The following is a 23,030-nucleotide window of genomic DNA, read 5'->3' on the forward strand; positions in this document are numbered from 1 at the left end:
TCGAGTGGCCCGGCCGCTCACTTCATCCGGAAGTCGTGGTGTTCCGGCAGCGGTTCGTCCGAAACCGCCGCCCAAGTGTCCGACAACGACGTTTCCCCTTCCCGGAGGTTCGCGACCTCGAAACCCGTGTCGTAGACGGCTTTGGCCCCGGCGAGGTCACCTTGGGCGAGCAGGGTCCGGGCGGTCAGCAAGGCGATCCGCCCGGCACGGGGAAGCCCGTGCAGGAGCGCGCTCGCTTCGTCCGCGAGCCCCGCCGCGAGTTGCTCCGCGATCGCCTCGACGACCAGAGCACGCGGTGACGGTGCGAGGGCGACCGCACGCCGGTACAGCCAGGCGGCCTCGTGTCCCGCCGTGGCGACCGCGAGATTGCGCAACGCCCAGGGGTTCTCGGCCGCCGCGACGGATTCACGCCAGGCGCGGACCGCGTCCGAATGCCGTCCGGCCGCCCAGTACGCGACCCCGCGGTGATACCAGGTCAGCCAGTTCTTCGGGGCGTACTCCAGAAGTTCCGCCCAGTACCGGTTCACCAGTGTCGGCGGGGGCACGGTGAGCGGATCCCCGTCCGGCGGCGTGCCGTCGAGCAGCGCGAGCCAGGGCTCCTGGTCCGGCCCGAGCGCTTCGTCCGGGAACGGCGTGCCGGGCAGGCACATCGGCGCGCGCCGGTTCTCCAGCGCGCCCCAGCCGGAACCGGTGGCCAGAAAGGATTCCGGGGTGACGTCGGCGATCTTCCGCCAGTCATCGAGATATTCGTCCATGGTTTCGACCGACGGCAGACCGGCGGCGACGGCCTCGCACGCCATCGCCCAGTCTTCGCCGTGCACGGCCGCGGAATCCGCGGTGACCGGACCATAGGCCTCCAGCCAGTCCCAGCTCTCCCCCGGCGGCAAGCGCAGATGCTCCAGCTGGGTGCGGGCCAGCCCGGCTTGGATCTCCAGATAGCCGCCGGCGCCGGGAGCCAGCCATTCCTGCCAGCGGCGCCCCCCGGTGGATTCGCCCCACAGGAACAGTTTCCGGCCGCGCAACCGGCCGGTGGACAGCTGGGCCAGCCCCGTCCCGTCTGCCTCGACCGCCGCGACCCACGGCCTTCCGGTCACTTCGAAGAAGTAGTCCGCCGCGGCCTCGGCGCGAGCCGGATAGGTCAGCTCGCCGGGCACGTCGACCAGGTCGAGTCGCTCCGAATAGCCGTAATGCCAAGCTCGGGTCGCGGGCGCCACTACGCGGGTGCCTTCGTTCCGCGGCACCGCGATGTTCGACCACCAGTACACCGGGACGTCGGAGGGATGGGGGTTCCGCACCCGCACGGCCACGAGCAGCTGATCCGAGTCGTCCGGCAGCCAGAAGTCGAGCTGGAACGGCAGGTCGCGGGTGCGTTCCCACTCCCACAACCGCAGCACCGGTGTCCTGTCCGGGCCCTCGATCTCCGCGGCGAACACCGGCTCGCAGGTCGACGTCGTATGCCCGGTGCTCCCGAGGTTCCATTCGACACCGCCGGCGAACCACGCGTCCCGCAACGCGAGGTTCGCGGGCTGGAACACCGGATTGCGGTAGAGCAGTTCGCGGCCGGAGGGCTTGTGGACCAGCGAGTACAGCCGTCCGCCCAGCGACGGCAGGACCGTGGCCCGCAGCTTCTCGTTCTCCAGCACCAACGCCGGAAGTTCGCGTTCCGTGCGCTCCCGGGTGTAGCCGTCCTGAAGCAGGCACGGCAACGGGGTGTCCAGGCGGCCGTAGCCGATGTTCTCCGCCAGATCCGGCGGCAATTCGTCGACGTTGGACACCTTGGCCACCGCTTCGGGTTTCCGGAGCGGTGGCAACGGGTTCTCCGGCCCCAGCTCGGCGGCCGGGAGCACCAGCCCGGAGCGGTACAGGCGGGTCATGCGTCCGGGAGCCGATCGCCGGTGGCGGCGTCGAACAGGTGCACCGCGCCCGGCTGGGGCGTCAGGGAGATCGGCTCGCCACGCTGCCACGGGGCCATCCCCGGGGTGCGGACGGTCAGCACGCGATCGCCGTCCCGGCAGTAGAGGTACTGGTCGCTGCCCAGTTCCTCGACGACCTCGACGACGGCTTCAAAACCCCCGTCCCCGATCGTCCAGCCCTCCGGCCGGACGCCGACGACGACGCCGGGACCGGTCAGCGCCGAACGCTGCGCCGGGGTCAGCGGTAGCCGCGTGCCGCCCGCGACGGCGCCGTCGCTGTCCACAGTGGTCTCCAACAGGTTCATCGCGGGCGAGCCGATGAACCCGGCGACGAACACGTTGACCGGCTTCGCGAACAGTCCGACGGGCGTGTCGCACTGCTGCAGGATCCCGTCCTTCAGCACGGCGACCCGGTCCCCCATGGTCATCGCCTCGACCTGGTCGTGCGTGACGTAGAGCGTCGTGATGCCCAGCCGCCGTTGCAGGGAAGCGATCTGCGTCCGCGTCTGCACCCGCAGTTTGGCGTCCAGATTGGACAGTGGCTCGTCCATCAGGAACACACTCGGCTCGCGCACGATCGCGCGTCCCATCGCGACGCGCTGCCGCTGGCCACCGGACAGTTTCGCGGGCTTGCGGTCCAGGTACTCGGTCAGGTCGAGCACGGCCGCGGCCTCGCGCACCTTGCGTTCGCGTTCGGCTTTGCCCATCTTGGCCAGCTTCAGGTGGAAGCCGATGTTCTCCCCCACCGTCATGTGCGGGTAGAGCGCGTAGTTCTGGAACACCATCGCGATGTCCCGGTCCTTCGGCGGCAGTTCGGTGACGTCGCGGTCACCGATGTGGATGGAGCCGTCGTCGACGCCTTCCAGCCCGGCGAGCATCCGCAGCGTGGTCGACTTCCCGCAGCCGGACGGGCCGACCAGCACCAGGAACTCGCCGTCGGCGACCTCGAGGTCGAGTCCGTCGACCGCGGGGCGTTCCACCCCGGCGTAGAACCGGGTGGTGTCGGAAAAGGTCACGGTGGCCATCAGGTCCTACTTTCCGGCGCCGAGGGTCAGGCCGGTGATGATCCGGCGGGCGAGTACGAGGTAGAGCACGAGCATCGGGAGCACGACGATCGCCACACCGGCGATCAGTCCGCCGTACTCCGACTGGTAACTCGCGGCCCCGTAGAAGGTGAACAACGCGCGGGACAGCGTGAAATGCGCCTGGTCCTTGAGGAACACGATCGCCAGCAGCGTCTCGTTCCACAGGCCGATGGCGTTCAGCGTCAACGCGGTGATCATGCCGCCGCGGGTCAGCGGCAGCATCACCGAGAAGAACGTGCGCGTCGGCGAGGCGCCGTCGAGCGCGGCCGCCTCCTCCAGTTCGTCCGGCAGCGACCGGAAGAACCCGGTCATCAGGAACACCGTGAACGGGATGGACAAGGCCACGTACAGCACGAACAGGCCGTACTCGTTGTCCATGTGCACCTTGCTGAGCACCACGAACAGCGGGATGATCACGGTCTGGAACGGCACGCCCATGCCGATCGCGACGACGTTCGTCATCGGACCGGCGCCGCGGACGCCGAGCCTGGTCAGGGCGTACGCGCAGGGTGCCGAGACGACGACGGTCACGACCGTCGCCAGCCCGACCAGGACCACGGTGGTCAGCACCGCGTCGCCGAAACCGGCGTTGTTCCAGGCGTAGACGAAGTTCCGGAACGGCTTGCCGACGATGAACCACTGGTTCGGCAGGTCGAACGGCTTGGTGAAGATCTCCACCGGCGTCTTGAACGACGCCGTGAGCAGCCAGTACAGCACCAGGATGTTGCCGGCGGTGAACAGCCACACGATCGTGGTGCCCAGTACCCGCAACGGGCTGAACCGTTTGGTGCCGGGCGCCGGACGCGGTTTACGTGGCGGCTTGCGCACCGGTTTCGCCGGTCGCCGCGCGGGCGCCTCGACGTCGGTGACGGACATTTCGTCTCCCTACGTGCCTGTTGGCGAAGCTGAAGGCGTACTTGGAAAACCGGCCGAACGCGTGAACCCGCCCTGGCCGAGGGCCCCGCTATCGCGGTGGCAGGGCGCCTTGTCCACCACCGTGACGTGCATGACCAGGCAGCGTCCTGCCGACGTCGATCGCGGTCGCGGGTTCACCACAGACACCTCAGAACTGGATCGCGTCACGGCGCATCAGGCGGCGGAGCAGGACGACGAGCACGGACACCAGCGCGATCATCGCCACCGCGCAGGCACAGGCGGCACCGAAGTCCGGGGTGCCGTTCGAGCCGAAGGTCCGGTCGAACACGTAGATCCCGAGCGTCCACGCCTCGTTGGGCGGGGCGTAGGTGCCGGGACCGGCCAGCACGAACACCAGCTCGAAGATCTTGAGCGCGTTGATCGTCCACAGCACCCCGGCGACGCCGACGACGTCCCAGGTCATCGGCAAGGTGATGTTCCTGAACTTCTGCCACGGCGACGCGCCGCCCAATTCGGCGTCCTCGTAGAGATACGGCGGGATGCGGTCGACCGCGGCCATCAGGATGGTGATGTAGAAGCCCGAACTGGCCCAGATCAGCGAAGCCGTCACCACACCGGTCACATTGGCCGGTGCGAGGAACTTCGCCGCGTCGGCGCCGAGGCTTTCCAGCACGTGGTTCGCCAGCCCCTGCTTCCCCGGCTGGTATTTGAAGACGAAGCCGAGGAACATGCCGAGCGCCACCGGCGCCACGATGTTCGGGAAGAACAGGATGGCGCGGACGATCTTGCCACCCTTCATGTCCCGCAGCACCATCGTGAACAGGAAGGCGAGCGCGAACGTGCCGATCCCGCCGAGGAAGACGTAGATGAGCGTGTTGCGGAAGGCGTACTGGAACGAGTCGCTCGCCCACATCTGCGTGTAGTTGGTGACCCCGTTGGGTTCCGGGGTGTCGCCCGCGCCCGCCCAGCTGGTGAAGCTCAGCACCACGGTCGCGATCGTCGGCAGCACCAGGAAGGCCAGGTACAGCACCAGCGCCGGCGCGGCGAACGGCCAGAACAGCCGTTTCTTGCGGCGAAGATGGGCCCCGGTCTTCAAGTCCCGCGCCTGCGGTGCCGCCGGAGTCGTGACCGTCGCCATCAGCCCTGGTTCTTCCAGAACTCGGCGCTCTTGACGGCGAGCTGGTCCACGAACTGCTGCGGAGTCAGCCGGCCTTTCAGCAGCGCGATGTCGGCGGGGTCGAAGACGTCGGTCTGCCATTTTCCGCCCGCGACGCCGTCGATCCCGTCGTACTGCAGGACGTGTTCCTTCTTCGGGTCGTCCAGCGCGGCCTTGACCTGCTTGAGGTCGTCCGGCACGGCGAGGTCGGCGCGCGGCACGAGGTTGTCGGCCACGATCGGGATCCCGGCGAGCAGGTCCTTGTTGAGGAAGTAGGCGATGAACGCCTTGGCCGCCTCGGCGTGCTTGGCCTTCTTGGTCACCGAGAACCCGATCGACATCTGCTCGACGGTGTCGTGCGTGGCGCCTGCGGGCATCGGGAACTGGAAGGAGCCGTAGTTGATCTTCGTTCCGGCGCCCTGCTTGTCCAGGTATTCACGGGTCTCGCTCGGCGCCCAGCTGCCGACGTAGAGGAAGCGGGAGTCCCCGTCGGCCCAGCGCTGCTGCACCTGCGGGAACTTCGCCGCGTCCCAGCCGTCGATGAAGTACTGGGGCAGCTTCGCGGTTTCGGCGGCGGCCTTGAGGAAACCGGGCTCGGTCTTCCACGCCTGGCCGGTCTTGTCGGTCGCCGCCTTGTACAGCCCGCCCGCGCCGACGAACCGCTCGGCGAGCTGGGTGTAGAAGTACATGTTGTAGAACGGGATGTCGCCGTCGAGGCTGATCGCGGCCTTGCCGTCGGCCTTCGCCTTGTCGAACAGGCCGATCAGCTCGTCCATCGTCTTCGGCTGCTGAATGTCGCCCGCGGTGTCCTTGTCGAACCACCAGGCGCTCGACTGGATCGTGTACGGGACCATGAAGTTGTGGCCCTCGCGGTCCTTGTTCTGCGGGAAGTCGTACGAGCTGGGCGAAAGCACGTCCTTGACGGTCTTGTCACCCTCGCCGACCTTCATCGCGAACACGTCGTCGACACTCTGTGTGCCCCCCGGCGTCATCACCGCCGCGCCGACCTTGCTGACGTCCTGGTCGAACAGATCCGGCACGGCGTCGGTGTTCAGGGCGGGCACCAGGTTCTGCGTGTAGGCCTTACGGCCCAGCCACTGCACGTCGACCTTGACGCCGGTCTTCTCCGTGAAGCAGGTGAAGGCCTTCTGGAGGACCTTGCCCTGCGGCTCGTCGGCCGTCCACATGGACCAGTACGTGAACTCCTTGTCCGACGCGGGTTTCGTCCCCGCCTCCGGACAGGGCGCGTTGAGGAACTGGTCGACGCCCGGGAGCGCGTTCTCGCCGGTGCCCCCGGCCGCGTCACCGCCGCCGCATCCCGCGAGCAGGAGCGCCACCCCTGCCGTCGCTGACATCACTGCCGTGAGCCTGCCTACCCGCATCCGCCACCACCTGGATCGAAGATCACACCAATTCTGCTTGTTATTGCGCAGTTTTGTGAGGTTTCGCGCACATGTCAACAGTCAATTGCGCAAAGTCTGCTCAATCGTCACCTTGACGGTTCGACCTGCTCAAGCTTGAGCACCCCCAGCAACCGCCGCACCTCGACGGCGACCGCGGCCCTTCCCGCACCGAGATACTTTCGCGGGTCGACGCGCTCCGGATGCGTGTGCCAGTCTTCCGCCGCGGCCGCGGTGAACACCTTGTTGAGCTGGGTGGCGATATTGATCTTCGTCATCCCCGCCCGCACGGCCTCGGCCAGCCCCTCGTCCGGCACACCCGACGAACCGTGCAGCACCAACGGCACCGGCACGCGCTCCCGCAACCTCGCGATCAGCTCGAAGTCCAAGGCGGCGTCCCGGGTGAGCATGGCGTGCGAACTGCCCACCGCCACCGCGAGGGCGTCGATGCCGGTGGCCGCGACGAACTGTGCCGCCTCGTCCGGATCGGTACGCGCGCCGGGCGCGTGGACGCCGTCCTTGCCCCCGACCTCGCCGAGTTCGGCCTCGACCCAGACCCCGTGGTCATGGCAGTACGCGGCGACTTCCCTGGTCGCGCGCACGTTGTCGGTGTAGTGCAGTCCGGACGCGTCGAACATGACGGAGCCGAAGCCGAGCGAGACCGCTTCGCGGACGAGATCGGCCGATTCCGCGTGGTCGAGATGCACCGCGACCGGCGTGACGGCACCCCGCGCCGCGGCCAGCGCCGCCGCGCCCACCGGCGCCAGTGAACCGTGGTACTTCACGGCGTTCTGGCTCAGTTGCAGGATCACCGGCGCTTCCGCCGCGGCCGCGCCGTCGACGATGGCGGTGATGTGTTCGAGCTGGATCGCGTTGAACGCGCCGCAGCCGTGCCGGGCCGCCGCGGCGGCCCCGACGATCTCCCCGGTTCCCACCAAAGGCATGACGTCTCCTAATCCGGGCGGGCGCGCACGGCGACCAGCCCCTGTTCGGCTTCGTAGTGCGCGAGGTCGACGTCCCCGGCGAGCGGGCCCAGCACGGCCGCCCCGGACAAGGCGACGGCCCGGCGCAGGATGTCCGGCCACGGTTCGGCGCGGCTCAGTCCCAGCGCCAGCGCCGCGACGACGGCGTCCCCCGCGCCGGTGGTGTTGCCACTGAGCGCAGTGGACGGTGCCGCGTGCCAGTCGCCGGAGCCGGTCACCGCGAGCAGGCCCCCCGGCCCCAGCGAGACGACGACGGCGCCCGCCCCCGCCTTGCGCAGTTCATTCGCGGCGGTGACCGGGTCACTCAGGCCGGTGACCTCGCGCAGTTCGTCGGCGTTCGGTTTGACCACGGACGGCCGTCCGGCCAGCCCGGCGAGCAGTGCCTCGCCGGAAGTGTCCAGGATGGAGGGTGCGTCGCCGAGGAGTTCGGCGTATCCGCCGGCCCCCGGCGGCAGGCTGCCCGAGCAGACGAGCACGTCCGGTCTCCGGGCCCGGACGGCCGCCGCAAGCGCTTGCCATTCGTCTTCGGTGAGCCGCGGCCCGGGCTCGTTCAGCAGCGTGACCGAGCCGTCGTCCGCCAGGACCGTGGTGGTGCGCCGGGTTTCCCCGCCGATCGGGACGGCGGCGGCCGGAACGCGTGCCGCCGCGAGGTCGCTCACGACGGCGGTTCCCGTCGCGCCGCCGGCCGTGAGGATCGCGCGGACGTCGGCACCGAGGGTGTGCAGCACGCGGGCGACGTTGACGCCCTTGCCGCCCGCCCGGTGCCGCACGTCCCGCACCCGGTGCACCCCACCCGGTCGCAGACCGTCCACCGTGTACGTGACGTCCAGCGCGGTGTTCGGCGTGACGGTCAGGATCACGGCCGCCTCAGGTCAGCACGACGGAACGGGTGAGACTGCGGGGGTTGTCCGGGTCGAGTCCCTTGCGGGCGGCGATGGCCCCGGCGACCCGCTGCGCGCGGACCAGGTCCGCGAGCGGATCCAAGCCGCTTTCGACGAACAGGCCGCCCGCGCGGGCGACGTCGTCGGCCAGCCCCTCCGGCGCCTGCCCGAACATCCATGTCACGCGGCCGGGTTCGCTGATGCTGATCGGCCCGTGCCGGTAGTCCCAGGCCGGGTACGACTCCGTCCACAGCAGACACGCCTCGCGGAACTTGAGCGCGGCTTCGTTCGCGATGCCCACCGACCAGCCGGTGCCGAGGAAGCTGAACTGCTCCGCGGCGACCAGTTCGCCGGGCAGGGGTTCGGCGAGCACGCGTTCGGCCTGGTCGGCGACCGCCGCCAGATCCTCGCCGAGGTGCGCGCGCAGCATCGCCAGCGCCGTCGTGGCGAAGCGGGTCTGCACGACCGAACGTTCGTCCACGACGGACAGGTCGACGATCGTGTCCGCGGCGGTGTCGATCTCCCGTGGCACGCCGGTGATCGCGATGGTCGGCGTTTTGCCCCGCAGTTTCGCCAGCAGGGCGTGGACCTCCGTCGTCGTACCCGACCGGGTCAGCGCCACCACGTGGTCGTAACGACGGCTCACCGGGAACTCGGACGCGGCGAAGGCGTCGGTCTCGCCGAGCCCGGCGGACTCGCGAAGAACGGCGTACGCCTGGCCGATGAACCACGACGTGCCGCAGCCGACGATCGCGACCCGCGCGCCCGGCGGCGGCAGCAGCTCGCTGTTCGCCGAGGCCAGCGCCGCCGCTTCCCGCCAGCAGCCGGGCTGGCTCGCTATCTCCGCCGTCATGAAGGTCCCGCTCATGAACTCCCCATCCGTGCCGATTGTGCGCAATAGCTGTCACGTTAGGTGCAATTTTATGCAACGTCAATGCTCTATTAGCGCACTTTCACGCATTTGCTCCGCGCAGACGTGCAGGCTGGACCGGTCGCTTACCGTGAACGGATGCGGATCGTCTCGCTGCTCCCCGCCGCGACCGACTTCGTCGCGACCCTCGGGCTCCTGCCGTCGCTGACCGGCCGGACCCACGAATGCGACTGGCCACCCGGCGCGCTCGACGACGTCCCGGTGGTCACGAGCAGCGCGATCGACCACGACGTGCTGTCGAGCCGGGAGATCTCGGTGGCCGTCGGCGGCGGGCATCGCGGTTCGGGCCTGTACTTCCTCGACGCCGACCTGCTCGCGGCGGCCGAACCGGACGTCGTGCTCACGCAGGATCTCTGCGACGTCTGCGCGGTCTCCTACCGTCAGGTCTCGGAGGCGGTGCGCACGCTGGACGGCGACACCCGGGTGGTCAGCCTCGAACCGCGAACGCTCGACGGCGTCTTCACCTGCTTGACCACGCTCGGCGAGGTGCTGGACGTCCCGGAACGCGCGGCCGCCGAGGCCCGTCTTCTCCGGGAGCGAGTGGAGGCGGTCCGCGCCCGGGTCGCGGGGCGGCCTCGCCCGCGGGTCGCCGCCATCGAATGGCTGGACCCGCTCTGGCCCGCCGGACACTGGGTCCCGGAGCAGATCGAAGCCGCCGGCGGCGTCCCGTTGCTCGCGGCCGCGGGCGAACACACCCGGCCGATCACGTGGGACACCGTTGTCGAGGCACGACCCGACGTGCTGCTGCTCATCCCCTGCGGCTTCCCGCCGGACCGGACCGAGGCGGAACTGCCTTCGCTGACGGGTTTGCCGGGCTGGGACGACATCCCGGCCGTGCACGTCCTGGACGGACCGGCCTACTTCAACCGGCCCGGATCTCGCGTCGTCGACGGCGCGGAAATCCTCGCCGGCCTCTTCCATCCGTGACCGGCGTCACGGTCGAGGCTGTCACAACCTCGCGAGCCCACTCGTCAGGTGTACGGAACCGACGGAGAGGAAAGACCATGGAACCGCGAGTCAATCTGTTCGAGAACGACGTCATCCTCAAGTACGTCAAGCGGCTCGGCGCCGCGAACCGGCCGATCGAAGAGTCCTCGCTACCGCACGCCACCCAGGAGCTGGTGAAGCTGCGCGCCAGCCAGATCAACGGCTGCGGCTTCTGCACCGACATGCACGGCAAGGACGCCGCGCACGCCGGCGAAACCCCGGTGCGGCTCAACCTGGTCGCCGCCTGGCGGGAGGCGAAGGTGTTCACCGAGCCCGAGCGCGCCGCGCTGGCGCTCACCGAAGAGGGCACCCGGATCGCCGACGCGCACCACGGCGTCAGCGACGAGACCTGGGCGCAGGTGCGCGAGCACTACGACGACGAGCAGATCGGCGCGTTGATCGCGCTGATCGCCGCGATCAACGCCTACAACCGGCTCAACGTCATCGCCAGAACCCCGGCGGGCGACTACCAGCCCGGCATGTTCGACTGATCGTCGTGTCTTCGACCGATCCTCGCGTCCAGCGAGAGATTCTCGCGTCCGGCGACAGATCCTCGCGTCCAGCGACAAGAGGATCGCTTCGCCGGACAACGATCGGGCTGCCACGGGCTGATAAACCTGCGGAAACACGCGATCCGGAGGTTCAGCCCGTGCAACTCGACGTCCGCTTCTTCCCCGTGACCGGGACCCATCCGCTCAGCACCGACCTCGTCGGCCTGCGCGCGAACTTCCACTACGGCTCCGGGAACGTGCTGGAGCAGCACTACGCGGATCGTACGACGATGATCTGGACGGGCGTGTCCGGCGACTTCACCGGTGTCCGGCAGAAAGAGGCGACACTACGCGTCTTCGAAACCGGCCCGGCGCAGTACTTCGTCACCTGGTACGAAACCGGGACCGTCGCGACGGCGGCACACGGCGAGATCTTCGACGGCGGTTACCCCATCGCGGTGATGGCCGACTTCGATCGCCTGGTCGCGACGGCGGCGTATACCAACCCGCGCGAGGACGGCGGGCAGTATTTTCTGGTCGACCAGGCGACCATCGAGATCCTGGAGCGGCCGCACGGGTGGCCGTCCTTCCCGGCGCCGCGAGGGTCTTGAGGGACTGAGAACACGGCCTGGCGAAGCCGGGGCGTGACGTCCAGGCGAGCAGCGCGATGGCGATCCTGGCGCTCCAGGCCACGTGGCGCGGCAGATCCCACCTCGCGGTCCACAAGGGAGGCGGGCATGGTCTCGTCTGACCACGTCGCCAATCGATGATCGTCGCCGGCCCGGAAAGCAGCCACTCGGAGCCCGAACATTCATCTGTGGCACGAGGTCGCGAACTCGTCACCTGAGGAAAACGACTCATCGGCATCGGCCTAGATCCGTAGGTGCATGGTGTTTCGTCTGGGTGTTGTGGTGGGGTCGAGGTAGGCGGGGGCGGTGAACTCAGGCAAGCCGTCCTGGGTGATCCGGGCTTTCCATTCGCTGTGGTGGATGAGCCGGTGATGTTTGGTGCACAGCAGCACGAGGTTGTCGATTTTCGTTTCGCCGTGGTGTTGCCAGAAGACGATGTGGTGTGCGGTGCAGCGGGGTACGGGCATGTCACAACCCGGGAACGCACAACCACCGTCGCGGAGGGTCAGCGCGTACTTCTGGGCCAGGGACACGGTCCGTTTGGATCGGCCGATGTCGAGGGGTTCCCCGCCAGTTCCGAGCACACCGGGTCGGACACGGGCGTCGCAGGCGAGGATGCGGGCGTCGGTGGCGCTGATCGGCCCCACCAGGTCCAGGCAGGCTTCGCCGATATCCCGGATCAGGTCGTCGTAGGACATGGTGACCAGGATGTGGTGACCAGGATGTGTGTGGCTTCGCCCGCTTGTCCGGGGAGGTCGCGGCTGGTGGTCTTCAACCGCACGTAGTCGGTGAACGCATCCCCGTAGCGCTCGTCCTGGGTGCGGGAGTCCCGCACCCCGTCGGTGGCTTTGTGCGGTTTGGCCATCGGATCCAGGTCCGATTTCAGGCGGGCGTAGGTTTCCAGATCCAGGGTGGCCTTCAAGCCGAGGGTTGCCGTCGCGGTGCTGGGTAAACCGCATCTCCGGCCGGGTGTCCTTCGGATCCTCGCTACGGGGCTCTTCCCATCCGGATCCAGTTTGTCCAGCAGGCGGCGTCCGGCGCGGGCGATCTGCCGCGGCCCCGCGTGGCGAGCCAAGTCGACGAGGATCTTCTCCCCGGCCCGGATGTCTATCTTCCGGGACGGTGGAGGGGATGCGAGCGAGGGTGCGGATGATCGCATCGATCTGCGCACCCCCGATCACACCCTCCGCCGCTGCCTGAGCGGTCAACGGCGCCAGCGGCGGCCCGGGATCTCCCCCGATCGACGGACCCGCATGCAGGGCCAGGACACGATCAGCGCGGACACCGGCCTCCCTGTCCGTCACCCGGAAATCCTCGAAAATCAACGCCGCCAACGTCGAATGACCCGAGCACCCACGCACCCCACGGGCATTGATTTCCGCCAGGATCGCGTTCTGCTCCGCCTCCAACCGACGCTTCCGCATTTCCAATTCCTGCTTACGGGCATGCAGCGTCGCGGTGTCGACACGCCACCACTCGATGGACGTCTCCGGGGATGCGTTGTCGCTGGCCACGACTTCACGCTACTCCATATAGAACAGATGTGCTAGCCCTAATGGCATAGCGGGAAGAATTCGAATGCACGTGCAGAGAAAGCTCTGAAGCCTCTTAAAGGCGCGAAGAAGCACATAAGCAGCGAAGTGCCTTAAAGACATGAAAGAGCGCGAGAGAAGTGTCGCGACAGATCACAAGTAAAGCGTCGCACTGAAATACGAACACCCACCACCATCACCAAGGACCAGGCACTGGCGAACAACCACCGCGCACGCAAAGGCAAAGCCCTCACCCCCGGTCGCTCCCATACTGGCCGTCCGACCGAGACGAGGAGCAGCGAATGAGCCGAGACGACACGTCGCTCGCGAAGAACGTCTTGGGCGTGCCGGGCATCGTCTTCCTCGTGCTCGCCGCGGTCGCGCCGTTGACCGGGATGATCGTGATCGCGGCGATCGGGATCGCGGTCGGGAACGGCGGCGGGATGGTCGCGGCCTTCCTGCTGGCCACGGTCGTCCTGTTGCTGTTCGCGGTCGGCTACGCGCAGATGTCGCGCGTGCTCACCAGCGCGGGCGGCTTTTACGCCTTCGTGGTCAAGGGGTTGGGCAGGACGCCGGGCCTCGTCGCCGGTTTCGTCGCGATGCTGGGCTACAACTGTTTCGTCGCGGGGGCCATCGGCACGAGCGGGTTCTTCACCTCCACCGCGATCGACGACGTCTTCGGCCTGAAACTCGATTGGCTCTTCTGGAGCGCGGTTTCGGTGGTACTGGTCCTCTTGCTCAGCCGCCGGGGCATCGCGGTGAGCGCGAAGGTGCTGGGGGTCTCGCTGATCCTGGAGGTGTCGATCCTGCTGGTCATGGACTTCAGCGTGCTGTTCCGGCACGGCTTCTCGTTCGCCGCCTTCAGTCCCTCCGTGCTGTTTCAAGGTGCCGGCGGTCTGGCCTTGCTGTTCGCCGCCAACGCTTTCATCGGATTCGAGGCGACGGCGCTGTTCGGCGAGGAGGCCAGGGATCCCAAGCGGACGATTCCGCGGGCGACCTACATCGCCATCGGGTTCATCGGGGTGTTCGCCGCGTTCACGACCTGGGCCGTGGTCAGCGCGATCGGCGCGGAACAGGCGCAGGACGTGGCCGTCGCGCACCTTTCGAGCGGGGATCTCGTGCTCTCGGTCGCCCAGGAGTATCTCGGCGGCCCGCTGACCAAGGCGATGTTGCTGCTTCTGGTGGTCAGTCTGTTCGCGGCGTTGCTGGCCCTGCACAATTCGGCGACCCGGTATCTCTACGCGCTGGGCCGGGTCGGCGTGCTGCCGCGGCTGCTGGGCAAGACCAGCCCGCGCAACGGCGCGCCGCGCTACGCCTCGATCGTCCAGGTGGTCTTCGGCTCGGTGGTGGCGCTGGCGTTCCGGCTCGCCGGGCTCGACCCGGTCGCCGATCTCACCGCGAGTATGACCGGCTTCGGCACCTTGGGCATTCTCACCCTGCAACTGTTCGCGGCGGTGGCGATTCTGGTCTATTTCCGCCGGACACGGGACCGCCGCGTGATGAAGACGCTGATCGCCCCCGGGCTGGGCGCGGTGGGGCTCGGGATCATCGTGACGCTGGCGATCCTCAACTTCCCGACGCTCGCCGGGTCGAGCAACGGCGTCGTCCCGCATCTGCCGTGGCTGCTCCTGGTCGTCGCGCTGGCCGGGCTGGCGCTCGCCGGCTGGCTGCGCCGGTTCCGGCCTTCGGTGTACGCGGCGCTGGAGACCGATCTGGAACGCGAACCGTCAGCGGCTGCTGGTCAGCGAGAGGTGAACGAGTAGCGCGAGGCGCGGTAGACGTGCCACCCGTATTCCACGACCTTGCCACGCGGCCGTCGGACTGCTGTGAACACCCGTGCAGGACAACGCGTGCCCCCCTCCGCAATTGGTCACCTACTTGCGAGGAGAGTGAGCGCAAGTAGGCGACCGATTGCGGAGTGGGTCAGCCCACGTCTTGGCGTTGCCGCTTCCCGACGATTCGCCAGCCGACGGCCAGCACCACGACCAGCACCGGGATCGAGTAGAACGCGATCTTCTCGGCACCGTCGGAGAAGCCCATCAGGACGACCACCAGCGCGAGGAATCCGAGCGTCGCCCAGCCGCTGTAGGGCGCCCACGGCATCCGGTAGGACGGCCGCTCCACTTCCCCGCGCAGTGCCGCCTGACGCAACCGCAACTGGCAGAAGATCAGCGTCGCCCAGGTGGTGATCACACCGAGCGAGGCGATCGCGATCGCGATGTCGAAGGCGTCCTTCGGCACCAGGTAGTTGAGCACCACGCCGAGCACGTACGCGCCCGAGGTGAACAGGATCCCGCCGTAGGGCACGTGACGGCCGCTCATCTTGCCGACGAACTTCGGCGCCTCGCCCTTGTCCGCGAGCGCCCGCAGGATGCGGCCGGTCGAATAGAGCCCGGAGTTGCAGCTCGACAGCGCGGCGGTGAGCACGACCGCGTTCATCACGTCGCCGATCCCCGGGATCCCGAGCCGGCTGAACACGGTGACGAACGGGCTCTCGCCGCCGTTGTAGAACGGCCACGGCAGCAGCATCGCCAGCAGCAGCACGGATCCCACGTAGAACACGCCGATCCGCCAGACCACCCCGTTGATGGCCTTCGGCAGTACCTTGCGGGCGTCCTTGGTCTCACCCGCGGCGATGCCGACGACCTCGATCGCCGAGTACGCGAAGATGACCGCCTGCAGCGTCATCAGCGCGATGCCGACGCCTGCCGGGAAGAAGCCGTCGTGGGCGGTCAGGTTGTGCACGCCGGCCGTGGTGCCGCCGATGTCGGCACCGGTGAGCACCAGTCCGGCCGCGGTGACCAGGAAGACCACGATGGCCAGGACCTTGACCACCGAGAACCAGAACTCCAGCTCGCCGAACAGTTTCACCGACAGCAGGTTCACCAGGATCAGCACGCCGAGGGCGACCAGCGCGGTGATCCACTGCGGCACGTCGGGCAGCCACTTGTGCACGTAGATCGCCACCGCGGTGATCTCCGCGATACCGGTCATCGCCCAGTTCACCCAGTACATCCAGCCGGAGACGAAACCCGCCCACGGCCCGATGAACCTGCGGGCGTAGGTGACGAAGCTGCCGGAGGTCGGCTCGTGCAGCACGAGCTCGCCGAGGGCACGCATCACGAAGTAGGCGGCGATACCGCAGAGCGCGTACGACAGGACCAGCGAAGGCCCGACCTGGTGGAGCTTGCCACCGGCACCGAGGAACAGCCCGACGCCGATCGCGCCGCCGATGGCGATCATCTGCACTTGGCGGTTGCCCAGTGCTTTCGAATAGCTTTCACCCTTTTCGGTGAGCAGCGAGGGATCCATGGTTGCCAGACGCTAGAGCGTGTGCGGCACGTCACCAACAGTGCTAAGGAAGACTTAAGGTGTGCGTGACGTCACTCCGGCGGTTCAACCGGATTTTCCCGTTTCGATTTGACAAGTTCGCCCGTCAACCCCGATCTTCGCGCGCGAAGAGGCACTTCTACGCTACGGCCGTGGACCTCGCAGCGCTGCTGGACCGGATCGCCGACGACGTCGCGCCGGAGATCGGCCGCGGCTCCGTGGCGGACTACATCCCCGCACTGGCCAGGGTCGATCCCCGGCAGTTCGGCATGGCGGTGGCCGAAGTGGACGGTCGGGTGCACGGCGTCGGCGACTGGGAGGTGCCGTTCTCCATTCAGAGCATGTCGAAGGTCTTCACCTTGGCGCTCGCGCTCTCCCACGGCGACGGGGTGTGGGAGCGGGTCGGCCGCGAGCCGTCCGGCAACCCGTTCAACTCGCTGGTGCAGTTGGAGAACGAGGACGGCATCCCCCGCAATCCCTTCATCAACGCCGGCGCGCTGGTGGTGACCGACGAATTGGCGCACCACGGCGACGCGGCGGTAACGCTGCTTCGGTTCCTGCGCGAGGAAAGCGGCCGCGTGGACATCGGGATCGACGACGAGGTCGCCGCTTCGGAGGCCGCGCACGCCGACCGCAACCGCGCGCTCGCCTATTTCATGGCGTCGTACCGGAACATGCGTCATCCGGTGCCCGCCGTCCTCGATCAGTACGTGCGCCACTGCTCGATCGCGATGAACTGCGGCGACGTCGCGCGCGCGGCGGTGTTCCTCGCCCGCCACGGCGTGCGCAACGACGGCATCAGGCTGCTCGAGCGGAGTGCGGCCAAGCGGGTCAACGCCGTGATGCTGACCTGCGGCACCTACGACGCGGCAGGCGAGTTCGCCTACCGGGTCGGGCTTCCCGGCAAGAGCGGGGTCGGCGGTGGCATCGTCGCGATCGTCCCCGGCCGGTGCGCGATCTGCGTGTGGAGCCCCGGGCTGGACCCGCGCGGCAACTCCGTGGCGGGCGTCGCGGCGCTCGACCGGTTCACCACCCTGACCGGCTGGTCGATCTTCTGATCGGTTTGAACCCGCGACGACGGGGAAGCCGCCAGTGTGCAGACGTTTCTCCCATGCGCTGATTTCCGGGCCGCCGCTTCCGTCCTCGACCAGCGGAGGCTCGGAAAGCAGCGCGTGGAGACGATCCAGGTCCTGCGCGCGCTGACGGTGCCGGGGTACGGCTGGCGCCATCACCCGGCCGCGGCGATGTGGGCGGGCTACGAGGAGGCCCTGGTCCGGTACGGCTTCGACGTCTGCGAGGTGTGGTGCGAGACCGGCCGCCAGGACACCTGCCACGAAACCCTCCGGCTCGACCTGCTCACCGCCACCGGCCTGGACGAGGTCCGCACCCAAGCCCGGCTCGCGGACGCGAAAGAGCTCCCGCCCTGGCTCGGCGACACGGACTTCCACCGCAGCCACCAGTCCGCGCTCGTCCGCAAACAACCCGAGCACTACCGCCCGAGGTTCCCGGACGTCCCCGACGATTTGCCCTACGTCTGGCCGGGGTCGGACCGTCCACGACGAGAAGGAGTGCGATGACCCAGCGTTTTCACCAAGGCGACAAGGTCCGCTGGAACAGCCACGGCGGGCATGCCGAAGGCGAGGTCCTGAAGGAGATCACTTCCGACACCGAAGCGGGCGGCCGCACCGTGCGCGCGTCCGAAGAGGAGCCGCAGTACCTCGTGCGCAGCGACAAGAGCGGCGGCGAAGCGGTACACAAGCCCGAGGCACTGGAGAAGCTGTGAGCGAAGACAAGGACGTCCGGACCGAGTTCGGCGAGGCGGTCAACATGACCGCGGGAGAACTCGAGAAGTGGCTGAAGACCGACGAGTCCCGCCGAGCGGGCCAGCACAAGAACGGCGGCGAGTCCGTCGGCCACGAGTCAGGCCGCCGGATCGTCGGGATCCTGCGCACGAACAAGGCGGAGCTGACCGAAGAGGACGAAAAGCACATGCGCAAGGTGGTCGGCTACGTGCACCGGCATCTCGCGCAGCGTCCGTCGGGCGACATCGAGGACACGACCTGGCGGCATTCGCTGATGAACTGGGGACACGACCCCGCCAAGTAGCTCAGGCGCTGGGCCGCCCCATTTCGTGTCCCGGCCGTCCCTCGGTCCGCCGTTGCCGCTTGATCCGCTCTTCGTGCAGGTGACGGCGTCCTCCGGTCAGGTCTTCGGCGACGTCCTTCGTCAGGTCGCGGTAGGCCCGGTAGAAGCCGTCGTCGTACTCCTCGATCACCTGGAAGGTCCACCGGTCGGGCAGCACGTTGAGCCCGATCAGCTCGGTTTCGATCCGCTCGGCCCAGTCCGCGTGTCCGGCCTTCCGGAGTCCTTCGGCGGCCTCACTGAGCGCGAAGTCGGCGGTTCCCGTGAGGTGGTGGAAGGCGTACAGGTGGCCACGCGCCTGTTCGACCGTTTCGAGCGCGAAGACCAGCTTGCCCACCGCGTCGACGGTCGTTTCGTCGGGTTCTGGAGAGGATTCCGGCATGGCCGGTGACTTCCCCGGCGCCGGTGTTTCTACACCCCGATGACGGCGATCCGGCCGAACGAGCGGACTCGGCGGCATATCGGCCGCGGCACCCCCCGCCGTACGGCACCGAAGTCTCGGGAGTGCGCTGGATCGAAGTGCCGCGACGGCCGGCCGCCGCCGGCCGGACATCGTCGTCCCGGGCCACGGCGACGTCTCCGGACGCCGGATCCTGCCCGACGTCCGCGAGTACCTCGAACTGCTGCGTGACGAGACCTGGACGCGGAGTGACTCGTCTCTCCCCGAAGAGACGATCGCCGCGAAGGGCATCGGCTGCTTTTGTGCCGACCCATTCAGGCCATGAGGCAACAGGCGCCGGTGAAGCAGCCGAAGGTGCCTCCGCTCGACGTGTTCTTCCAGTTGTCGAAGTGATCGATCACGATCTCGACGTCGGCCTGCCCCGCGGCGGTGACATCGACACCCGAGTCGGCGAAAAAACTGCGGATATCGTCGGAAACGGTGCTCTTCATGAAAGATCTCCCTCAAACCTGCGGTGTTGGACACTGAAATCGTGCAGGTTCACCTCCATCGGCCGACAGTGCGAAGCACCACGGACGACTTGTGGCTTTCGACTGGTCCACTCGCGTCAACGGGGTGGCGCGAGTGGAGCAGCCGAGCGTGGGAGGGTTACTTGAAGATGGCGATGGGATGAACGACGAGTTCCCCCGTTTCGGGCTCCCAATCCTCGACCTTGCCGAGGCACCGCGCCCGGAACGCGCCGGACGGGGCGGAGTCCCGCAGGTCACTGGTCACACAGGTGAAGCGGACACTCCTGCTCTTCGACGGATCGTCCGGGTCGCCGTACGGCGCGACGAACACCGTCTCGGTGTCACTCTGGGAGCGTTCACGGAACAGGCCCTTCATGGAGACGAACGCCTCGACACCACGGAGCCGCGCCTGGAGCTGCCGGGTGCTCTCGGGACCGTCGGACCAGCCGAGTTCCTTCACCAGCGCGCGGTTGTGCACGAGTTCCTGCTTCGCCAGATCGACATGGATGACGTCGTGGTGCTTCTCCAGTACCTTCGTCACGATGCCGATCACCGTGATCGGTTCGGCGCGGCGGATGTACCGCCGGAACTCCTCGTCGGTGTCCGTGCGCTCCGACTCCCCTCTGAGCGGACCGAAGCCACCCGATCCCCAGAACCGCCAGCCCCGGCTCTTCCGTTTCTCCACCTCCTGCTCCAGCGCCTCGTTGTAGCGATGCAGCTGGTACAGGCCCATCACGGATTTCGTGTGCAGGTAGAAGGCGATGCCGCGGATCCTTCCCTGATCGCCGTCGGAGCGCGCGCGGCGCCAGTGCCGCCCGACAACGACGATCGCGACGACGAAGGCGACCACGGTCAGCACCCAGACCGCGAGCCACAGTCCCCAGACTTCCCACCACAGATCATCGGCAGCCACGGATCTCCTTGAAGGCGTCGAGCAGGGAGGTCGTGTTCGCGTCGACCATCCGGCCACCGGTGGCCACGGCCGCGCGCTCCAGTTCGGCGGGATTCGCCTCGCCGAACCGGATGGTGTACGTGTGCACGCCGGGCTCCCTCGGCGCACGCAGGAATTCCTCGATGCCCTGGCCGGAGTTGCTCTCTCCGTCGGTCATCAGCACGATCGAAACGCCGCTGGCGGGTTCGGCACGGCGATGGGCACCGGCCTTCGCGTACGCCGCACCGAGCGCCGACCAGACCGCCGTGGTGCCGTCGAACTCGTCGGCGGCGACGAAGGTCCGCAGCGCGTCGAGATCCTGGGGGCCGTTGACGATGAATTCCTTGTCCCCCAGTATCTTCCCGCCGAAGCGGAGGACCGTGAGCCGCTCGCCGCGGTAGAAGCGGTCGAATCCCCCGTCCGGGCCGCCGCTCAGCCCGGCGAAGGTCGCCCGGAGCGCGGCGATCCGCGGCCCCTTCATCGAACCGGAGAAGTCGAGCACGAAGATCACGCGCCCGGGTGTCCGGCCGGCGGGGGCCGCGTAGTCGTCGAGCAATTTGTCCACGACGGCCTGCTCGTCGGGGAAGTACAGCGAGTTCCCGATCGAGGCGGGCAACCTCGGATCGAGCGCCACCTCCCCGGCGATCGGCCGCCGGAGCGTCCGCTCCATCAGCTTCTTCTGCGTCGCCGGGCTTCTCAACCAGGAGACGATCTTGTCGTACACCGCCCGTTCGGCCGGGTCGAGCAGGAGGAGCGGGTAGTCGGACTGGACGATGCCGTCCCTCGGATACACCAGCTCCAACGGCGTCTTGAGCCTGCCGCTCGCGTTGAGGGTGAGCAGAGTGGACTCGTACCCGATGATCGCGTCCACGTCCTGGCGCTCGGCGAAGCGGTCGGTCACCGCGGCCGACGTGTCCGCCGTGAGCGTGTGGCCGGTGCGGAAGCCCTGCAGCTTGTCGCATTTCACGTCTTGGAGCCGCAATGCCGCTCCGGTGCCCGAGGCCGCCGTCGCCACCCCGACGAGTGAGGTGAGCCCGCTGGTCGACTTGGCCGGATCCGCCATCGCGAACCGGAACCCGCCGCCGGCCGCCGCGTCCGCCAGATCGGCCCACGAAAGCCTGCCGTCCGGTTTGCCTCGGCGCAGCTCCGCGGCCTTCGCCGGGGTGATCCCGACGATGACCGGCGACACCATGGTCTTGGTCACGAGCGGCCGTTCCCCTTTGTCCGCGGACTGCCGGTACCTGAGCTGGAAATACCGGTCGGTGGAAAGCCAGGCGAGGTCGTGTGTGGCCTTCCCCGGCGTGAGGGAAGTGGTCGCGTCGACGGTGCCCCGGAAATCCATTTCCAGTTCGATTCCCGTTTCACCGCGCAAGTCGTCGAGAATCGGCCCGAGGTCCGCGAGTTCGGAACTGGCCAGTACGCGCAGTTTCACCTGCTGCCCGCCGCTCGTACAGGCGGCGGCCACCAGGAGCAGGCAGCACAGGACCGCGAGGAGCCGCTTCACGGGCAGTCCCCGACGGTCTTGATCATCTCTTCCAGCACCGGATTGTCGGGAAGCGGCGTGGTGCTGTCGTCGTCCGCGATTTCCGGCGCCGTCAACCCCTGTTCGCGCAGGAAGTCGTACAGCCGCGCGCTCTTCGTGGTGCCGGCGGGAGTCGCGACGCCGAAGCCGAGCTCCATCGCGCGGCGTTGCAGCTCGGGATCGAAGGTGATCAGTTCGCCCAGGCGTTCCGCTTCCGGCTTCAGGGCCAGGAACTGCGGTTTCGTCAGGATGTTGTCCTTCGGGTACAGCAGGACCCGGTCGAGATCCGGCCGCCCGCTCTGCGCCTTGGCGCGCAACTGCATCGCGAGGTATTGGTGCTCGTAGATGACGACGATCGGCTTGTCCCCCTCGGCGAGATTCGCGTAGGACTCGGACAGATCCGCCGACGGGAAACCTTGCGCCGCCACGAGCGGTTTGACCCGGCCGGCCAGCGCCTTCGCGCTCGACAGGAGCGGCGGACCGGCGGGCTCGCCCGCCGGTCGCGGGTCGACGACCGGGACCTTGCGGCCGTTCTCCAGGAACGCCAACAGGATCAGATACGTCGCACCCGAGTTGGAGTCGCAGATGTTCGACGTCTGCGCCAGCACCCTGTTCCCGTTCTCGGCGCCGAACCTGCCGACGCCGAGGGAGTCCCAGGTGCGCTCCTGCCGCATCGCCTCGATGAATTTCTCGGTGTCCAGCGTGTAGTACAGCGGATCCCGCTGCCCCGGCGGTTTCGTGGCGATCTTGTTGCTCGCCAGCGTTTCCGCGTAGCGGCGATAGGTGGCGAGGACGATCGGGCTGGTGAACGGCTGTCGCGCGCTGCCCGTCCACTCGTTCGCCCTCGACCGCCGGACGAGACCGGCGGCCGGCTCGCCGGACATGAACACGAAGTCGTACCGGCTGAGGTCGTGGGTGGCGACGTCCCGCGATCCCGCCCTGGTCACGTGCACACGGATGTGGTGGCGCATCAGGATTTCCCGGATCTTCGCGTCCTCGAAGAGATCCGATTTGGAGCCCATCTTGCCGCGCAGCACCAGGGTCTGCTGGAACGGCACCACGATCGTCCCGCTCAGGAGGAGGGCGATCAGGCCGCTCACGGCGAGCACGAGCGCGGGCCCGAATGCGCGGAGAAAACGACGGCGGAGAAAGAACGCCGAGGGTTTTGGTCGGATGGTGAGCTGGGGTTCTTCACGAAGCGAGCTATCGGTGGTCACCGATTTCCTCCCCGAATGTCCGGCAAGCCCATTTTACCGCGACGCACCGACGGGAAAGCACGTCTCGATCCGGCTTCGGTACCCACCCTCACCAGGCCGGGAGGCCGGACGGTTA

At 68.0% G+C, this 23,030-nt stretch carries 24 protein-coding genes and 1 pseudogene; 8 read left to right on the forward strand and 17 right to left on the reverse strand.

Annotated elements, in window-relative coordinates; translation table 11 throughout:
* Positions 1–17: 17 nt before the first annotated feature.
* The 8 genes from P3102_RS24470 to P3102_RS24505 all read right to left on the reverse strand — a co-directional run bounded on the left by P3102_RS24470 (position 18) and on the right by P3102_RS24505 (position 9,162).
* Positions 18–1,874 (reverse strand): DUF5107 domain-containing protein, encoded by a 1,857-nt coding sequence (locus P3102_RS24470; protein WP_276362082.1) that lies wholly within the window; start codon positions 1,872–1,874, stop codon positions 18–20.
* Positions 1,871–2,938: a sn-glycerol-3-phosphate ABC transporter ATP-binding protein UgpC gene (ugpC, locus tag P3102_RS24475; RefSeq protein ID WP_276362083.1), complete on the reverse strand. Its 1,068-nt coding sequence runs from the start codon at positions 2,936–2,938 to the stop codon at positions 1,871–1,873. The genes P3102_RS24470 and ugpC overlap by 4 nt, the downstream gene beginning before the upstream one ends.
* Positions 2,939–2,944: 6 nt before the next feature.
* On the reverse strand, positions 2,945–3,874 hold the full coding sequence (locus tag P3102_RS24480) for a carbohydrate ABC transporter permease (protein WP_276362085.1): 930 nt from the start codon (positions 3,872–3,874) through the stop codon (positions 2,945–2,947).
* 187 nt (positions 3,875–4,061) lie between these two features.
* On the reverse strand, positions 4,062–5,012 hold the full coding sequence (locus P3102_RS24485; RefSeq protein WP_276362086.1) for a sugar ABC transporter permease: 951 nt from the start codon (positions 5,010–5,012) through the stop codon (positions 4,062–4,064).
* Positions 5,012–6,412 carry an ABC transporter substrate-binding protein gene (locus P3102_RS24490; RefSeq protein WP_346660145.1) on the reverse strand — a complete coding sequence of 467 codons (1,401 nt, stop codon included), beginning with the start codon at positions 6,410–6,412 and terminating at the stop codon, positions 5,012–5,014. Before P3102_RS24490 ends, P3102_RS24485 begins: the two co-directional genes overlap by 1 nt.
* Positions 6,413–6,519: 107 nt before the next feature.
* Positions 6,520–7,374 carry a class II fructose-bisphosphate aldolase gene (locus P3102_RS24495; protein WP_276362089.1) on the reverse strand — a complete coding sequence of 285 codons (855 nt, stop codon included), beginning with the start codon at positions 7,372–7,374 and terminating at the stop codon, positions 6,520–6,522.
* 8 nt (positions 7,375–7,382) lie between these two features.
* On the reverse strand, positions 7,383–8,273 hold the full coding sequence (locus P3102_RS24500) for a 1-phosphofructokinase family hexose kinase (protein WP_276362091.1): 891 nt from the start codon (positions 8,271–8,273) through the stop codon (positions 7,383–7,385).
* 7 nt (positions 8,274–8,280) lie between these two features.
* On the reverse strand, positions 8,281–9,162 hold the full coding sequence (locus tag P3102_RS24505) for a sugar isomerase (RefSeq protein ID WP_276362092.1): 882 nt from the start codon (positions 9,160–9,162) through the stop codon (positions 8,281–8,283).
* Positions 9,163–9,303: 141 nt separating this feature from the next.
* Between P3102_RS24505 and P3102_RS24510 the strand changes: the two genes are divergently transcribed.
* From P3102_RS24510 to P3102_RS24520, 3 genes are all read left to right on the forward strand, one after another.
* The gene (locus P3102_RS24510; protein WP_276362094.1) at positions 9,304–10,152 is read left to right on the forward strand and encodes a cobalamin-binding protein; all 849 of its coding nucleotides are present in this window, start codon (positions 9,304–9,306) and stop codon (positions 10,150–10,152) included.
* Positions 10,153–10,229: 77 nt separating this feature from the next.
* Positions 10,230–10,703, forward strand: a complete 474-nt coding sequence (locus P3102_RS24515) for a carboxymuconolactone decarboxylase family protein (RefSeq protein WP_276362095.1) — start codon at positions 10,230–10,232, stop codon at positions 10,701–10,703.
* Positions 10,704–10,861: 158 nt separating this feature from the next.
* Positions 10,862–11,314 (forward strand): MoaF C-terminal domain-containing protein, encoded by a 453-nt coding sequence (locus P3102_RS24520; protein ID WP_276362097.1) that lies wholly within the window; start codon positions 10,862–10,864, stop codon positions 11,312–11,314.
* Positions 11,315–11,574: 260 nt separating this feature from the next.
* Here the strand turns inward: P3102_RS24520 and P3102_RS24525 are convergent, their stop codons facing one another.
* From P3102_RS24525 to P3102_RS24535, 3 genes and pseudogenes are all read right to left on the reverse strand, one after another.
* Complete coding sequence (locus tag P3102_RS24525) at positions 11,575–12,030, reverse strand: HNH endonuclease signature motif containing protein (protein ID WP_276371332.1); 456 nt, start codon at positions 12,028–12,030, stop codon at positions 11,575–11,577.
* Positions 12,012–12,491 (reverse strand): DUF222 domain-containing protein, encoded by a 480-nt coding sequence (locus tag P3102_RS24530; RefSeq protein ID WP_276371333.1) that lies wholly within the window; start codon positions 12,489–12,491, stop codon positions 12,012–12,014. Before P3102_RS24530 ends, P3102_RS24525 begins: the two co-directional genes overlap by 19 nt.
* A pseudogene (locus P3102_RS24535) lies at positions 12,463–12,846 on the reverse strand (DUF222 domain-containing protein); the annotation flags it as partial. The pseudogene P3102_RS24535 and the gene P3102_RS24530, both read right to left, overlap by 29 nt.
* 320 nt (positions 12,847–13,166) lie before the next feature.
* On the opposite strand from P3102_RS24535, the gene P3102_RS24540 reads away from it, so the two are divergent.
* Positions 13,167–14,627 (forward strand): APC family permease, encoded by a 1,461-nt coding sequence (locus P3102_RS24540; protein WP_276362099.1) that lies wholly within the window; start codon positions 13,167–13,169, stop codon positions 14,625–14,627.
* A gap of 160 nt (positions 14,628–14,787) precedes the next feature.
* On the opposite strand, the gene P3102_RS24545 is transcribed toward P3102_RS24540, so the two are convergent.
* On the reverse strand, positions 14,788–16,176 hold the full coding sequence (locus tag P3102_RS24545; protein WP_276362101.1) for an amino acid permease: 1,389 nt from the start codon (positions 16,174–16,176) through the stop codon (positions 14,788–14,790).
* A 170-nt stretch (positions 16,177–16,346) separates the two neighbouring features.
* Here P3102_RS24545 and P3102_RS24550 point away from each other — a divergent pair, with 170 nt between their 5' ends.
* The 4 genes from P3102_RS24550 to P3102_RS24565 are packed head-to-tail and all read left to right on the forward strand — an operon-like array spanning position 16,347 to position 18,300.
* Positions 16,347–17,252: a glutaminase gene (locus P3102_RS24550; RefSeq protein WP_276362102.1), complete on the forward strand. Its 906-nt coding sequence runs from the start codon at positions 16,347–16,349 to the stop codon at positions 17,250–17,252.
* Between the two features lie 36 nt (positions 17,253–17,288).
* Positions 17,289–17,771: an MSMEG_6728 family protein gene (locus tag P3102_RS24555; protein ID WP_276362104.1), complete on the forward strand. Its 483-nt coding sequence runs from the start codon at positions 17,289–17,291 to the stop codon at positions 17,769–17,771.
* The gene (locus P3102_RS24560) at positions 17,768–17,977 is read left to right on the forward strand and encodes a DUF2945 domain-containing protein (protein WP_276362105.1); all 210 of its coding nucleotides are present in this window, start codon (positions 17,768–17,770) and stop codon (positions 17,975–17,977) included. Before P3102_RS24555 ends, P3102_RS24560 begins: the two co-directional genes overlap by 4 nt.
* A complete protein-coding gene (locus tag P3102_RS24565; protein ID WP_276362107.1) occupies positions 17,974–18,300 on the forward strand; it encodes a DUF3140 domain-containing protein in 327 nt (108 codons plus the stop codon). Before P3102_RS24560 ends, P3102_RS24565 begins: the two co-directional genes overlap by 4 nt.
* A gap of 1 nt (position 18,301) precedes the next feature.
* Here P3102_RS24565 and P3102_RS24570 read toward each other — a convergent pair whose 3' ends face one another.
* The 5 genes from P3102_RS24570 to P3102_RS24590 all read right to left on the reverse strand — a co-directional run bounded on the left by P3102_RS24570 (position 18,302) and on the right by P3102_RS24590 (position 22,915).
* A complete protein-coding gene (locus P3102_RS24570) occupies positions 18,302–18,718 on the reverse strand; it encodes a hypothetical protein (RefSeq protein ID WP_276362109.1) in 417 nt (138 codons plus the stop codon).
* Between the two features lie 332 nt (positions 18,719–19,050).
* Positions 19,051–19,227 (reverse strand): hypothetical protein, encoded by a 177-nt coding sequence (locus tag P3102_RS24575; RefSeq protein WP_276362110.1) that lies wholly within the window; start codon positions 19,225–19,227, stop codon positions 19,051–19,053.
* Between the two features lie 157 nt (positions 19,228–19,384).
* A complete protein-coding gene (locus tag P3102_RS24580) occupies positions 19,385–20,158 on the reverse strand; it encodes a hypothetical protein (protein WP_276362112.1) in 774 nt (257 codons plus the stop codon).
* The gene (locus tag P3102_RS24585) at positions 20,145–21,680 is read right to left on the reverse strand and encodes a substrate-binding domain-containing protein (RefSeq protein WP_276362113.1); all 1,536 of its coding nucleotides are present in this window, start codon (positions 21,678–21,680) and stop codon (positions 20,145–20,147) included. Before P3102_RS24585 ends, P3102_RS24580 begins: the two co-directional genes overlap by 14 nt.
* Complete coding sequence (locus P3102_RS24590) at positions 21,677–22,915, reverse strand: hypothetical protein (RefSeq protein ID WP_276362115.1); 1,239 nt, start codon at positions 22,913–22,915, stop codon at positions 21,677–21,679. Before P3102_RS24590 ends, P3102_RS24585 begins: the two co-directional genes overlap by 4 nt.
* Positions 22,916–23,030: the final 115 nt, after the last annotated feature.

This window comes from Amycolatopsis sp. QT-25, from assembly GCF_029369745.1.
Classification (GTDB): Bacteria; Actinomycetota; Actinomycetes; order Mycobacteriales; family Pseudonocardiaceae; genus Amycolatopsis.